Below are 13,285 nucleotides of genomic sequence, written 5' to 3'. Positions count from 1 at the left end.
ATATTTGACGAAAGCGAGATTGCCAAGCTCTTAATCGAAGCAGGAGCAGACGTGAACTCTGCAGGTGAAGATGGAGAGACTGCCCTGCACCTTAGCGTGCTCTACCAAGCTGAAGAAACGGCTCGAATTCTTCTGAATTCGGGTGCGGATGTTAATGCCCGGACTTTGGACAAAAAGCAAACATCCCTTGATTGGGCAACAACAAGGTTGGCTCAGTTTGGAATGACTGGATTACCAAGAGCACGTACCGAGGCAATAGCAGATTTATTGAGGGAACACGGAGCTATACAATCTACTACCTGACAGCACAATCCGTGAATCAAAGCAATTAAAAACTATATGAAATAATTGGACATAAAACTGATTTAAGCTGTCAACTATTATCACAAATTCATATCAAGAATTACCCCTGAATATTTATAAGATTAGATAAAAGTCTTTTGTTCAATACTCTTTTCAAAACTATTAAAAAAGTGTATAGAAATATTCTTTGTGGTACATTTTTGATTTTGTAAAGTGGCCAATTTTTGATGAGATAGAGTTCCTATTTGTAGGGTTACCCCCATTGCCAAGATAAATTATCGATTGATAATGTAGCCATGGCAAACATGCGCAAGTGGCTGGGGATAATGAACACATTTTGAAATTTTTATTATGGGGAAATAGTAAGTTTTAAACTTAAAATAGAAGAATTTAAATTAAGTTTTGCAATGGCATAAAACCGGACTGGCCAAGGTTATGAAATTTCAAACCGGTTTTAAAAGAACTAAATAGATTCAAAACAGTTTTTAAGGAAATAAGAATATAATTTTATTACCATAATATTTTAAAAAACATCCTGCCTGCAAAAATTCAGCATATAAGACTAAAATTATACCCAGAACGATACCTGCCAAACTATAGTACCTACCTTTTTGGTCAAGATATTCTTTTTAACCAGCACTCCCGCAAACCATAACAGTTTTTGCCAGGATAACTCCAACCACAATGGAAGGTATACTAATATATAAAATAGTCTTTTCGGCAATGGATAATTTTTTTAGAAGGAGTTGAGAGATAGGATAGGCAGGGGAATTAACGATATATGGTAACAAAAATTAAATTGACAGAATTGGCCGACTTGGATATAGTAATATCGACCGAAACGGTTTATTAAATTGGGAGGGATGGGATGGATAACTTTAAACGTATTCCAGAAGAAAAACAAAAACGCATAATAAATTCTGCAATAAATGCATTTGCTGCAAATGGATACAGAAAAACCTCCATTAATGATATAGCTTTATCTGCAGGAATTTCAAAATCTATGGTTTTCCACTACTTTGGAAGTAAAAAGGCGTTATATCTTTTTTTATTGGAGCATTGCAGCTATTTACTGTCAGAAGGGATGTCCGGCAAATGGAGTCCTGATTTTTTTGAAAGGGTAAAGATAGCTACAGATGCAAAGCTTTCATTAATGTCAATATACCCTTCAATTTTGTTATTTTTAAGTAGTGTTTATTGTGAGGGAGACAAGAAAGTTGAAAGTGAAATAAAGGAATTTAAATTAAAAAATAGGACTTTTAGTAATCAAATAGCTTTAAAAGGTATAGATGATTCAAAGTTTAAGCCGGATATAGATATAAACCTTGTTTTTAAAATATTATTATACTTTACAGAGGGCTATCTTTCAAAAATACCTATTAGAAATAATTCAGATATCAGGTTGATGATAAATGAGCTTGGAGAATGCCTTAATTTATTGAAAAATAATTTTTATAAGGAGTCTTGTCTATGAGCACATGTATAATAACTGGTGCAAATTCCGGAATTGGAAAAAGTGTTGCAGAACAAATTGCCGCAAAAGGATATCGTGTTATTCTTGCTTGCCGTAATATTCTATCTGGAGAAAAAGCTTGTGAACAGATAAAAAGGATAACAAATAACATTAATGTATATGTAATGAAAGTGGATTTATCTTTGATGTCAGAAACTGGGGACTTTGCGGATGAATTTATATCAAATTTTGGAGAATTAGATGTTCTGATTAATAATGCCGCTGATTTTGATTTAAGCAGGAAATCTGCAAATATTACTGTTGAGGGAAATGAATCTCAATTTGCTACAAACGTACTAGCGCCATTTTTACTTACAAACAAGCTCTTAAGTTTGTTGAAGGATAGCAGTGATGCCAGAGTTATCAATATATCTTCTCAAGGGCTTATGCTTTACCCAAACTTGAAACTTGATTTTGATAATTTACAAGGACAGAAGAAATATAATCCAGCTGCGACTTATTACCAGAATAAACTTGCATTGCTTATGAACAGCTTGTCCCTTAAAGAAAAGCTTTCAAATACGAATGTCTCTGTTTATGCAGTGCGTGTAACTAATGTAAAAATTGATATGAACAGGTATCAAAACATAAGCTCTATTTTTAAATTCATGTATAAAATTAAAAGCAGATTTTCAATATCCCCAGATGAAATGGCCAAGGTTTATACTATCCTTGCCACTGACCGGAAACTGGACGGATTTTTGTATGATGAAAAAATGCGTGAAGTCAAAGCTAATAGATTTGTTTACGAGAAGGAACCGAGAAATCAATTATGGAAAATTTGTGAAAGTCTAACTTCACTAAACAACGATTAAGAAAGAAAAAAATGATACCCCCGTTGTTGGCCGAAATCCCGGTTTTTTGTGAAGAGCTTATTAAGATGGTGTCCCTGGGCTTTGAAAATTGGAACTGTCTATGGAAAGGATTAGAACAATTTAATGATTTTTCATAATCTACTTTCGCTATTAAGTTCGAAAGTAGACGAAGTTCAAAACAAATTATTAAGCTTAAATGACAGTATATTTATACCTGAAATGAGTTTATAAGTTTCATTTATCCAATATTGTTATAAAATATGATTTAGGGCGGCTCTGATATTAGGAATTTTTGAGGTGAGAAAATAATGGATCATAAAATTGATGAATATATCAATAAACAAAAAACCCTACAGAAAGAGATTTGCAATTACCTAAGAAACCTTATTCATAAAACTATACCAGGAATAAAGGAAGAAATGAAATGGGGTGTGCCAGTCTTTGCTGATGGTAAATTTTATATTGGGTCCTTTAAAAATAATGTCAATCTTGGTGTTTCAATTAATGGTTTAAGTGAGAAAGAAATTACTCTTTTTGAAGGTAGCGGAAAAACAATGAGACATATAAAAATAAAATCTCTTCAAAATATTGACGAAGAAAGGCTTGTAAAGCTTATAAAACTAGTAAATAAAAAATCTATGTGTGAATCTTGTTAAATTTAATTTCTGCGTATAAAGGTGGCTGCCCCACCTTGCGAAATTTCGAACCAATTTATTGAAGTATTGAATAAACTTCTGGCCTGCTATTTTGGAGATATAAATTGATTTATATCCAAAATATAGATAAAATGACAATATAAAAATCTATATTTACAAAATAATGGATAATTTTAAAGCAGGCATCTATAAAAAACAATATCACTATAAAAGCTTTAATCCTTCTGAGATTAATAGGAAATTTGATTGGGCTGATAAAAAAATAGATTTACTTTTATCTCAGGCTATGAGACTTTTAGGAGAGCTTAATGCCTATTCCAATCTTATTCCAGATATAGACTTTTATATAAAAATGCATGTTATAAAAGAGGCAACTAGATCGAGCATGATAGAGGGAACAAAAACACGAGTAGAGGAAGCAATCCTACCCAGGGATGAGATAACCCCTGAAAAAAGAGACGATTGGAATGAGGTCCAAAACTATATACAGGCTATAAATTATGCAATTTCGAAGTTAGATAAAATCCCTTTAAGTATCCGTTTAATAAAAGATACACATAAAAAATTATTAAAAGGTGTCAGAGGCCAATACAAATCCGCTGGTGAAATAAGAAAAAGCCAGAACTGGATAGGGGGTTCCTCTCTAATAGATGCCTTTTTTATTCCACCCCACCCGGAAAATGTACCCAATCTCTTAACAGACTTAGAAAAATTCTGGCATAATAAAAATTTAGAAATTCCTATATTGATAAAAATTGGTATAAGTCATTATCAGTTTGAGACTATCCATCCTTTTTTAGATGGAAATGGGAGAATGGGTAGACTTTTAGTAACTCTACAACTTGTCGAATCTAGAATCTTGACAAAACCAACCCTGTATTTATCGGCATTTTTTGAAAAGAATAGAGCCTCCTATTATGATTCTTTAACAATGGTCAGGAAAGATAATAATTTAGAGCAGTGGATTAAATTTTTTTTAAGTGGAGTAATATATATATCTAATGATAGTATAGAAACTTTTAGAAAAATCATTAAACTAAAACAAGAGTATGAAGAAAAAATCATTGTTTTAGGAAGTCGAGCTAAAAAAGCTAGAAAACTATTGAATTATTTATTCTCAAAACCAATTACCAATAATAAGGAAATAATGAAAAAACTAAATATCAGCTTTAACAGTTCTAATCGTTTAATCAATTCATTGGTAGAACTAGGCCTACTTAACGAAATTACAGGATATTCAAGGAATCGCCTTTTTGTATTAAGAAAATATCTGGATTTATTTAATAAATAGGTGACTGTGGAGAGAGGATTCGAACCATAATTAATATCTTGATTAAAATATAATATTATAATTAATTAATGTATAAATATGGTGTCCCTGGGCAGATTCGAACTGCCGACACCAGGATTAGGAATCCTGTGCTCTATCCATCTGAGCTACAGGGACGCGCCAAAAATATTACCAGAGCAGAAATATTCTGTCAAAGAGACATTTTTACTATCTTGTCTACCAGCTGTTCAAAACTTATGCCCGCTTCCAAGGCAGCCATAGGCAGTAAACTGGTATCTGTCATTCCAGGAGAAGTATTGAGTTCAAGCACATAGGGCACATTATTTTCCTTATCAAAGATGATGTCAACCCTGGAAAGCTTGGTGCAGTCTAAGACCTGGTGAACCCGCAGGGCAGTTTCTTCTACCGACTTTATTTGATTTTTATCCAGCCTTGCTGGAACAAAGTATTCTGTTTCATCCACTGAAAACCTGGAAGAAAAATCAAAAAAGTCTTTCTGGGGAACTATCTCTACACTGGGAAGTATTTTAGGTTTCTTATCTCCAATAATGCTTACTGCAAGCTCGCAACCCTCAATATATTTTTCAATCAATATTTTTTTGCTGTAGCCCAAGGCAGAGATAATAGCATCAGAAAACTCTTCCTTTTTTTGTACCATTTTTATGCCCAGGGCCGATCCCTGTGCTGATGGTTTGACGATAAGAGGCAAACCCAGCTTATCAATGATTAAAGGCAAAAGCTTACTGGCTCCCAGTTCACGGAAAGAGCTTTCATTCAAAAAATAAAAGGGTGGAGTAGGTATATCAAACTTGGTAAAGATCTGCTTGGATATTATCTTGTCAAAGCTTAGCATATTAGGGTAAACACCGGGTCCGGTATAGGGTATTTCCAAGGTCTCCAGCATACCCTGCACGGTCCCGTCTTCCCCATCTTTACCGTGTAGGGCAATATAGGCCACATCTATCTTGGATTGGATTAAATTATCAATGATATTTTGGTCCATATCCAGTTTGATAACATTATAGCCAAGTTTTCTAAGGGCATTGGAAATTCTCTGGCCGCTTTTAATAGAGACTTCCCTTTCCAAAGACCTTCCACCCATGAGCACAGCGATATTTTTTTTCATTTTTATCACACTCTTTTATTTAAAGCTTTTATATAATTTAATCTTATCCTTAACTATCTTGGAAAGTATCTTAATGCCTTTTTTGATGTTATCGGGATTTTCAGAACAGAAAGCCAGCCTTATTTCATTTGTACCACGGCCATCGGCATAAAACCCGCTGCCGGGCACATAGGCTATCTTGTTTCTTACCGCATCTGCCAGCATTTCCTTGGAATTAAGGTAGGAAGGCAATTTTAGCCAAATGAAAAAGCCTCCCTCGGGCTTGGACCAGCTGCAGCCTTCGGGTAAAGTTTCAGCCAGGGTTTGCAGCATGGCGTCCCTCCGTTCAGAATATATTTCAATAAACCTTTTGATATTATCTATCCACGCTGGATCAGAAAAATATTCATAGGCAATCCTCTGGGAAAAAGTACTGGTGCACAGATCAGCAGACTGCACTCCCAGGGCCAACTTCTGAATTATTAGATGGGGGGCTACTACCCAGCCTATCCTGAAACCGGGAGCCAGGAGCTTGGACAGGGTGCTCATATAAATTACATGCATGTTATCCTGTTTCTGGTCCAGTTCTTTGATGCAGGGGACCGGCTTGCCTTCATACCTGAGCATCCCGTAAGGGTTATCTTCTATGATAACCGTATTGTATTGCTGGGCTAAGGCTAGAACCTTTTTCCTGCGCTCCAGGCTCAGGGTTACCCCGCTGGGATTGGAAAAATTGGGAACCAGGTATATGAATTTTACTGATCTTTTTTCCTGGTACAGCTGTTTCAAGGTCTGGGCCAGCAAATCCACTTTAATGCCATGGCGGTCTACCGGGATCCCTATTATCTGGGGCTGGTAGGAACGAAAAGAATTAATAGCACCGGTATAGCTGGGTGCCTCTACCACTACCAGGTCTCCCGAGTTTATGAATACCTTGGCCAGCAGGTCCAATGCTTGCTGGCCTCCGGTAGTAACTATCATATCCTCTTCGTCTGCCTCTATATTTTCCAGTTTCATTACTTCCCTCAGCTTGGTTTTAAAAGGATAATAGCCGTCAGAACTGCTGTATTGCAGACTTATGTCTCCATCAATGGAAAGGGCCCTTTTAACATATTTTTCCAGTTTTTGGAAATTAAGTGATTTAACTTCAGGGTTTCCGCCACCAAAAGAAATTATATCGGGGCGGGCAGAAAGAGCCAGCAGATCCCTGATCTCTGAGGAATACATATTAGAGATCCGGTCCGCATAAAGATGTTTCCAGTAATCGAATGTAATTTTTTTACTCATATGCACCCAATATAGTAGTTAAATTTGCCCTAACAATTTATATCTCCAATCTAAAAACCATAAAAACAGTAATTACTGATATTAATGGTATAATAGTAAAAAATTATAATATAATTTTTTATCCATGAACACTACTATCAGAAATATAGGACTAAAAGAGTACCTTGATCTGGATATACGCTGTGCCCATTGCCATTTCTGGTTTGAATGCAGTGATAAAAATTATACTGCTTCCGGCTCCATATTAAATATAATTAAAAGCAAGTTATATTATCGAGCCCGTTTCCGGAAAGGTGACCTGGAATGCTTCTACCGCTATGGAGGAAAAATAAAGGCTGCTTTTACCGGGGATAGTATTGCCGGCATAATCATCTATGGTAAGCCCTACCTGTTTCCCGGGGTAAAATCCTTTAAAATCTACCCTCCTGATCCGGAGGCCACCTTTATTGGGTGTATATTTGTAAAATCCCAGCATAGAAAGATGTTTATAGGCCAAAGGCTGCTGCTTTCTTTAGAGCAGGATATGATAAAAAAAAGGGTTAAGGCTTTAGAAATTATTGGCCAGAGAAATACAGTTCAGGAGCAAAAAACAGCTATGGTTCCCATAGGGTTTCTGATAAAAAACGGCTTTTACATTAAGAAAAATGACAGCCGTTATCCGTTGATGCGGCTGGATATTCAAAGCATGGCTTTTGATTTCAAGCTGCAGGAAGTATTAAAAAAAGCAGTGCTTATAAACAAGAGGGTGGAAGTACCGGGCAGGCTGTATAATGGTTAGAATAAAATTAGCATTTGAAAAATAGGCAAAATTGTTTATAATATACACTCGGTGAAAAGTTTTGGCGCGGGGTGGAGCAGTCTGGTAGCTCGTCGGGCTCATAACCCGAAGGTCATAGGTTCAAATCCTATCCCCGCTACCAATTTTTTTTTGCCCAAAATCAGGGTAGATATTCCAAACATAACTCTTTTTTTCAGGCCGGGTAGGGCAAAAAGCAAAGCCTTCTAAATTTTTTTTGTTTTTTCCATTATAATCATTGTTATGCATTGGTATAAATTTAAGAGATTAAAGATAATTGTAGTGGCAGTTATCCTGTGCATGTCTGCATTGGCTCTTTTTTCCTGTACCGCCATAGAAACGGTGCAGCGGGCTATAACTAACCGGTTTACCAGTGAAGAGAGCCTGGACCTGGCGGTTGAAATAACCCAAAATTTTTTGGATGCCCTGGTAGATAAGAACTACTCCCTGGCCTATGAGCTTATCAGCAGCCAGGACAGGCAAGAATACAGCTTGGAAGAGTTTGAGAAAGAGTTCAACGATGTAACCGATATAACCTATTTTGAAATAAACTGGGTAGAAGTTAAAAACAATATAGCGGTGGTATGCATAGATTTTATGGATTCTTATGACGGGGAGGAAAAGTTATATAAGGATCAGGAGATATCCCTGGTAAAGGAAGAGGAGCAATGGAAGATAAATTTTGCGCAATAGCAATTATTAGAAAGGCAAAAGTTTGAGATTATTATTTTTAGGAGACATATTTGGCAAGCCCGGAAGGGAAGCGGTTAAAAATAAACTGCAGTCCATAGTGCAGGAGCAGGAAATCGATATGGTGGTAGCCAATGGTGAAAATGCAGCGGGAGGTTTGGGGATTACTCCCAGCATATGCGACAACCTGCTGTCCATGGGCATAGATGTTATTACCAGCGGAAACCATATATATAAAAAAAAGGAAATATATGAGTATCTAAAAAAGGAAGCCCGTCTTATCAAACCGGCTAATTATCCCCCTTCTACCCCCGGCCATGGCTATTATATTTCTTCCGGTGCCCATGCAGGGTCTAAAAGTGTAGCAGTGGTCAATTTATGCGGCAGGGTATTTATAGACAACCTGGACTGCCCTTTCCGCACCATGGAAAATATTTTGGCCAAGCTAAGGAAGGAAACCAATATAATCATAGTTGATTTTCATGCTGAAGTGACCTCGGAAAAGGTGGCTATGGGATGGTTTCTGGACGGTAAGGTGAGCGCGGTGATAGGGACCCATACCCATGTACAGACCGCGGATGAAAGGATACTACCCCAGGGCACCGCTTATATTACTGATGCCGGTATGGTAGGCCCCAGGGATTCGGTTATCGGGGTAAAAAAGGAAATCATAATAGAGAGGTTTTTAACTGCTATGCCCCACCGGTTTGAGGTTTCCACTTTAGATGTATGGATAAACGGGGTGATAGTAGATATTGATAATGCTACCGGACATGCAGACAGTATTACCCGGCTCAATATATCGGCAGAATAAATCCTACCGGCCGTAGGTTTCAGTAAAATAAGCAAGTTTGTCCTTTGTTTTCTTATCTTCCCCATAATCCGGGCCAAGGGCCCATTTCCAATTGGTTCCCAAAGTAGCAGGAAGGTTCATCCTGGCCTGGCTGTCCAGCCCCAGTACATCCTGCATGGGTATGATACAGGTGGATGCTACCGATTGCATGGCCAGCCTTATAAGCTCCCAATTTACATTCAGCGAGTTTATCCTTTTGCCGGTGTATCGGCTGAGCCTGGCTCTTTCCGAAGGAAGGGCTTCATGCTTAAACCAGCCCACAGCAGTATTGTTGTCATGGGTACCGGTGTACACATAGCAGTGGGGCGGGTAGTGATGGGGCAAATAAGGGTGGTTGTCCTGGCCAAAGGCAAACAGCAGTATTTTCATATTGGCAAAACCATAATGCTTAAGCACCTCTCTTACATCATCGGTTATATAGCCTAAATCCTCTGCTATTATGGGCAGGCTGCCCTGGCGGGAAATTAAAGTGTCCAGAAAATCATAGACCGGGGCCTTTACCCAGGTACCTTTAACGGCATTTTTCTCTGAAGCCGGTATTTCCCAGTAGGATACCAATCCCCTGAAATGGTCTATCCTGGTTATATCAAACAGCTTGAAATTATGGGTAAACCTGTCAATCAGCCATTGGTACCGGTCCCCTTTTAACCGGTCCCAGCGGTATACGGGATTTCCCCACAGCTGGCCCTGGCTGCAAAAATAGTCGGGGGGTACCCCTGCTACCTGGGTGGGCTGGCCCTGGGGGTCTAATTTGAAAAAATGGGGATGGGACCATACTTCAGCGCTGTCACCGGAGAGGTAGATGGGCATATCCCCAATGATTTTTATGTTTTTGTGGTTGCAGTATTGTTTAAGGTTATGCCACTGGCGGTATAAAATAAACTGAACAAACCTTTCTTTTTCTATTTGCCGGCTGTATTGGCTGGATAGCTGTTTTAGTGTTTTAGGATTTCTATCCCTTAAATCCGGCGGCCATTGATTCCAGGGCAGGCTGCTTATATGGGTTTTTATGGTGGCAAACAAAGCGTAATCATCCAGCCACCAATAATTATTTTGGCAGAATTTATGGTATGGGCCATGGGAACTTGGTGAAAAATTATTCCAGGCTTCATCAATTATTTTTGTTTTTAATTTAGCTGCATATTGGTAATCAGAAATAGGGCATGCCCCGGACCAAGGGGGGGCAGGCCTTTTGGATATCAGTCCCTGGTCGGCCAGTTGCCCAGGGTCTATAAACAGGGGATTTAAGGCAAAGGCAGAGCTGCAGCTGTAGGGAGAATGGTAATGGCGCTGGGTGGTAGGGTTAAGGGGCAGTATTTGCCAGCAGGTCTGTCCCGCACTCTCTAAATAATCGGCAAAGCGGTAAGCTTGCTGCCCAAAATCCCCCAGCCCTAAGTCCGAAGGCAGTGAACTTATATGCAGCAGTATACCGCTACGGCGTACCGGCTGGGTTAATTTTGGGCCTGGTTTAAGTCCACCTGCAGGAAAGTGTCCCTCCATTAAAGGCTCCTTGAAGGCATATACTGGTCCAGCTGCTGGAAATAGTCTACCCATTCCCGGGCATGGGCATCATTGTCCTTGGCTGCTTCCAGCAGTAGGGGATAGGTCTTCCTGCTTAGGTAAAAATAAAGGTTCTGGGCTTCCCACAGGTCATAATCAAGGTTTAGGGGCTGCAGTATCTGGAGCAGGGACTTGATAGCGGACAGCATCATTTTATCCCGGGGAGCTTGATAAAGTTTTCTTATCATTTCAGTTATGGCCTGGCTGGCTACATAACTTATGGTTTTGGTGTCCAGCTGTATGGGCCAGCGCATTATTTCATCTACCAGTTGGCCCAGTTTTTTGGTCTTGGCTTTTCGGTCGGATAATATTTTTTGTAAATCGGTGTTAAAGATAAACCTAAGGGCAGAGGCAAAGGGCGGCGGCAAGGGAATGTTCATCTGGTTCATGGCCTGCATTACCGGGTAATTATGATCATATATCTGGCGGTGGGCCTGCTCTATCTCTTTTAGGGCAGGCTTGGTTACCATGGATATGATCTCTCTCTGTTTATCTTTAAAAAGATGCCACAGGGAATAATTATGGGAACCAAAATATTGGTCCATCAGGGAAATGGTATGGGGAATATCACTTTTTAGAAAAGATTCCTTTATATGCTTATGGATTGGGTCAAAAGATGGTTCCTGCCCGTTATGGTGTATGCCCCCGATAAGGTTATGGTCTCCCAGGTGGAGCACGGCAAATTTTAAGCCGGTCCTCTCCCCGGTAATGGTGGAAGTAAGGCTGCACCTGCCTATTGCCAGTTTTTGTCTTCCCATTTTTATTTTTTCATAAATATGGCTCTTGATCTGGTAACAGTAGAGCAGGGTCTGTTCCGGATATTTTTCAAATATGGAAGAAAGGGCATAATTGGCGCCTACCCTCAGCAGGTCCAGTATGGCCGGTTCTACCAGCTGCTCATAGACCCGGCTGCCGTTTTGGTAGGCATCTTTATTGCTGGGAGCCTGGGATAGGATTTCCTTAAATTCTTCGGTTAGTTTTTGGCCGGTTAGTTCCTGGATTAGCTGCAGGGCCCGGGCAGCATACATTAGTATCTGCACCGATTCAATACCTGAAATATCATCAAAGAACCAGCCGCAGCTGGTAAAGATAAGCATAGCATGCCTTTGCAGCTCACAGAGTTTGAGCAAGGTTACCCTTTCTTCCGGGGCCAGCTGCCGGGACTGGTGGCTTTCCATAAACTTGGCTACATTGTCCTCTGACCGGTCCAATATAACTTTAATATAGTTATTGCGGGCATCCCAGGGACTAAGCAGATAAGCCGCAGAATGCTTATCATAGGCTTCTGCACACCGGTCCCTAAGCCAGTCCATAGCCTGGCGCAGGGGCTTTCTCCACTGCTGGTTCCATTCAGGATGGGCACCGGTATGGCAGCCGCAGTTTTCATTCCACCGGCATACCCCATGGGCACAGCTCCAGGAGGAATTTTCTACTATCTCTGCTTCCAGCTGGGGAGGATGTGATTGCAGGTATTGCCCGTAATTGGTGATTTTAGCCAGGTTGTTGGCCTCCAGGTGATAAAGGCAATAAGAGAGGGCCATCTCCCCAAAACGGTGGTGATGCCCGTAGGTCTCCCCGTCAGTGGCTATGTTTACCAGCTGGTCCTTGTCATCCTGGCTGAAAGCTGAAACCAGGCGCTGGGCAAAACCCAGGCCGTCTTCCAACAGCTTGCCAAAACCAATATCATGGGATATGGCTCCGTCATAAAAAAATACGGCTATATTGTTTCCGGAAGGCAGCCTTACCAGATAGGGATGCCTGGGGTCGATTGCCCCTCCACTGGCCTCATTCCATTGCTGGCTTCCGGGGCTTCTGGTCCGTTGAGCCTGCCGGGGGGCCAGAATGGTGAATTTGATGCCATGTTCTGCCATTAGGTCCAAAGTCTCCATATCCGCTGCGGTTTCCGGCAGCCACATGCCTTCCGGCATCCGGGAAAAATGATGCTTGAAATCTTCAATGCCCCATATTATCTGGGTTTCTTTATCCCTGCGGTTAGCCAGGGGCATTATAATATGGTTATAGCACTGGGCCAGGGCAGAACCGTGCCCGGAAAAATTTTCCATGCTTATCCGGTCTGCTTCCAGGATAGCTTCATAAATAGCCTGTCGGTGGACAGACAGCCAGGACAGCAGGGTAGGCCCAAAATTAAAGCTTATCTTAGAGTAATTGTTGACTATATCTATGATTTTGTTTTCCGGTGATATTATCCTGGATGCGGTATTGGGGGCATAACATTCAGAGCTTATGCGGTCATTCCAGTCATGGTAGGGATAAGCAGAATCCTGCAGCTCCACAAACTCCAGCCAGGGGTTTTCCCGGGGAGGCTGGTAAAAATGACCGTGTATACAGATAAACTTGTTCATAGCTAAATTTTATTTAATTCACCGATATTAATCAATAATACGGTTAAAAGCGG

Annotated in this window: 12 protein-coding genes and 2 tRNA genes; 9 read left to right on the top strand and 5 right to left on the bottom strand. The window is 40.1% G+C overall.

Annotated features, from left to right (window positions below):
• The 5 genes from PHN32_03430 to PHN32_03410 form a co-directional block, all read left to right on the top strand.
• Window positions 1–303: ankyrin repeat domain-containing protein (locus PHN32_03430; protein ID MDD3776640.1), on the top strand; the 303-nt coding region annotated here is incomplete at its 5' end.
• A gap of 868 nt (window positions 304–1,171) precedes the next feature.
• Window positions 1,172–1,777 carry a TetR/AcrR family transcriptional regulator gene (locus tag PHN32_03425; protein MDD3776639.1) on the top strand — a complete coding sequence of 202 codons (606 nt, stop codon included), beginning with the start codon at window positions 1,172–1,174 and terminating at the stop codon, window positions 1,775–1,777.
• Window positions 1,774–2,631, top strand: coding sequence for an SDR family NAD(P)-dependent oxidoreductase (locus PHN32_03420; protein ID MDD3776638.1), 858 nt, complete (start codon window positions 1,774–1,776; stop codon window positions 2,629–2,631). Before PHN32_03425 ends, PHN32_03420 begins: the two co-directional genes overlap by 4 nt.
• Window positions 2,632–2,939: 308 nt before the next feature.
• Entirely contained in the window at window positions 2,940–3,287 is a 348-nt protein-coding gene (locus PHN32_03415) for a DUF1801 domain-containing protein (protein ID MDD3776637.1), read from the top strand.
• A 163-nt stretch (window positions 3,288–3,450) separates the two neighbouring features.
• Window positions 3,451–4,578, top strand: coding sequence for a Fic family protein (locus PHN32_03410; protein MDD3776636.1), 1,128 nt, complete (start codon window positions 3,451–3,453; stop codon window positions 4,576–4,578).
• A gap of 79 nt (window positions 4,579–4,657) precedes the next feature.
• Here the strand turns inward: PHN32_03410 and PHN32_03405 are convergent.
• The 3 genes from PHN32_03405 to PHN32_03395 form a co-directional block, all read right to left on the bottom strand.
• Window positions 4,658–4,734: transfer RNA gene (locus PHN32_03405), tRNA-Arg, on the bottom strand.
• Window positions 4,735–4,768: 34 nt separating this feature from the next.
• Complete coding sequence (locus tag PHN32_03400) at window positions 4,769–5,704, bottom strand: D-alanine--D-alanine ligase (protein MDD3776635.1); 936 nt, start codon at window positions 5,702–5,704, stop codon at window positions 4,769–4,771.
• Between the two features lie 15 nt (window positions 5,705–5,719).
• Window positions 5,720–6,970, bottom strand: a complete 1,251-nt coding sequence (locus tag PHN32_03395) for a PLP-dependent aminotransferase family protein (protein MDD3776634.1) — start codon at window positions 6,968–6,970, stop codon at window positions 5,720–5,722.
• 124 nt (window positions 6,971–7,094) lie between these two features.
• Here PHN32_03395 and PHN32_03390 point away from each other — a divergent pair, with 124 nt between their 5' ends.
• The 4 genes from PHN32_03390 to PHN32_03375 all read left to right on the top strand — a co-directional run bounded on the left by PHN32_03390 (window position 7,095) and on the right by PHN32_03375 (window position 9,270).
• Window positions 7,095–7,748: a GNAT family N-acetyltransferase gene (locus PHN32_03390; GenBank protein MDD3776633.1), complete on the top strand. Its 654-nt coding sequence runs from the start codon at window positions 7,095–7,097 to the stop codon at window positions 7,746–7,748.
• A 65-nt stretch (window positions 7,749–7,813) separates the two neighbouring features.
• Window positions 7,814–7,890 (top strand) — tRNA-Met (locus PHN32_03385).
• A gap of 119 nt (window positions 7,891–8,009) precedes the next feature.
• Window positions 8,010–8,459: a hypothetical protein gene (locus tag PHN32_03380; GenBank protein MDD3776632.1), complete on the top strand. Its 450-nt coding sequence runs from the start codon at window positions 8,010–8,012 to the stop codon at window positions 8,457–8,459.
• Between the two features lie 22 nt (window positions 8,460–8,481).
• Entirely contained in the window at window positions 8,482–9,270 is a 789-nt protein-coding gene (locus PHN32_03375; protein ID MDD3776631.1) for a TIGR00282 family metallophosphoesterase, read from the top strand.
• Window positions 9,271–9,273: 3 nt separating this feature from the next.
• Here PHN32_03375 and malQ read toward each other — a convergent pair whose 3' ends face one another.
• Both malQ and PHN32_03365 read right to left on the bottom strand, forming a co-directional pair.
• A complete protein-coding gene (gene malQ / locus PHN32_03370; protein ID MDD3776630.1) occupies window positions 9,274–10,809 on the bottom strand; it encodes a 4-alpha-glucanotransferase in 1,536 nt (511 codons plus the stop codon).
• Entirely contained in the window at window positions 10,809–13,232 is a 2,424-nt protein-coding gene (locus PHN32_03365; GenBank protein ID MDD3776629.1) for a DUF3536 domain-containing protein, read from the bottom strand. The genes malQ and PHN32_03365 overlap by 1 nt, the downstream gene beginning before the upstream one ends.
• Window positions 13,233–13,285: the final 53 nt, after the last annotated feature.

This window comes from Actinomycetota bacterium (assembly GCA_028698215.1).
Taxonomy (GTDB): Bacteria; Actinomycetota; Humimicrobiia; order Humimicrobiales; family Humimicrobiaceae; genus Halolacustris.
The sequence above is the reverse complement of the archived record's forward strand: the minus strand, read 5'-3'. Positions and strand labels throughout refer to the sequence as shown.

Coding starts and splice junctions, on each gene's coding strand:
- PHN32_03380 (MDD3776632.1), top strand. CDS start 8,010: ATGCATTGGTATAAATTTAAGAGATTAAAGATAATTGTAGTGGCAGTT.
- PHN32_03425 (MDD3776639.1), top strand. CDS start 1,172: ATGGATAACTTTAAACGTATTCCAGAAGAAAAACAAAAACGCATAATA.
- PHN32_03390 (MDD3776633.1), top strand. CDS start 7,095: ATGAACACTACTATCAGAAATATAGGACTAAAAGAGTACCTTGATCTG.
- PHN32_03415 (MDD3776637.1), top strand. CDS start 2,940: ATGGATCATAAAATTGATGAATATATCAATAAACAAAAAACCCTACAG.
- PHN32_03410 (MDD3776636.1), top strand. CDS start 3,451: ATGGATAATTTTAAAGCAGGCATCTATAAAAAACAATATCACTATAAA.
- malQ (MDD3776630.1), bottom strand. CDS start 10,809: ATGGAGGGACACTTTCCTGCAGGTGGACTTAAACCAGGCCCAAAATTA.
- PHN32_03365 (MDD3776629.1), bottom strand. CDS start 13,232: ATGAACAAGTTTATCTGTATACACGGTCATTTTTACCAGCCTCCCCGG.
- PHN32_03395 (MDD3776634.1), bottom strand. CDS start 6,970: ATGAGTAAAAAAATTACATTCGATTACTGGAAACATCTTTATGCGGAC.
- PHN32_03400 (MDD3776635.1), bottom strand. CDS start 5,704: ATGAAAAAAAATATCGCTGTGCTCATGGGTGGAAGGTCTTTGGAAAGG.
- PHN32_03420 (MDD3776638.1), top strand. CDS start 1,774: ATGAGCACATGTATAATAACTGGTGCAAATTCCGGAATTGGAAAAAGT.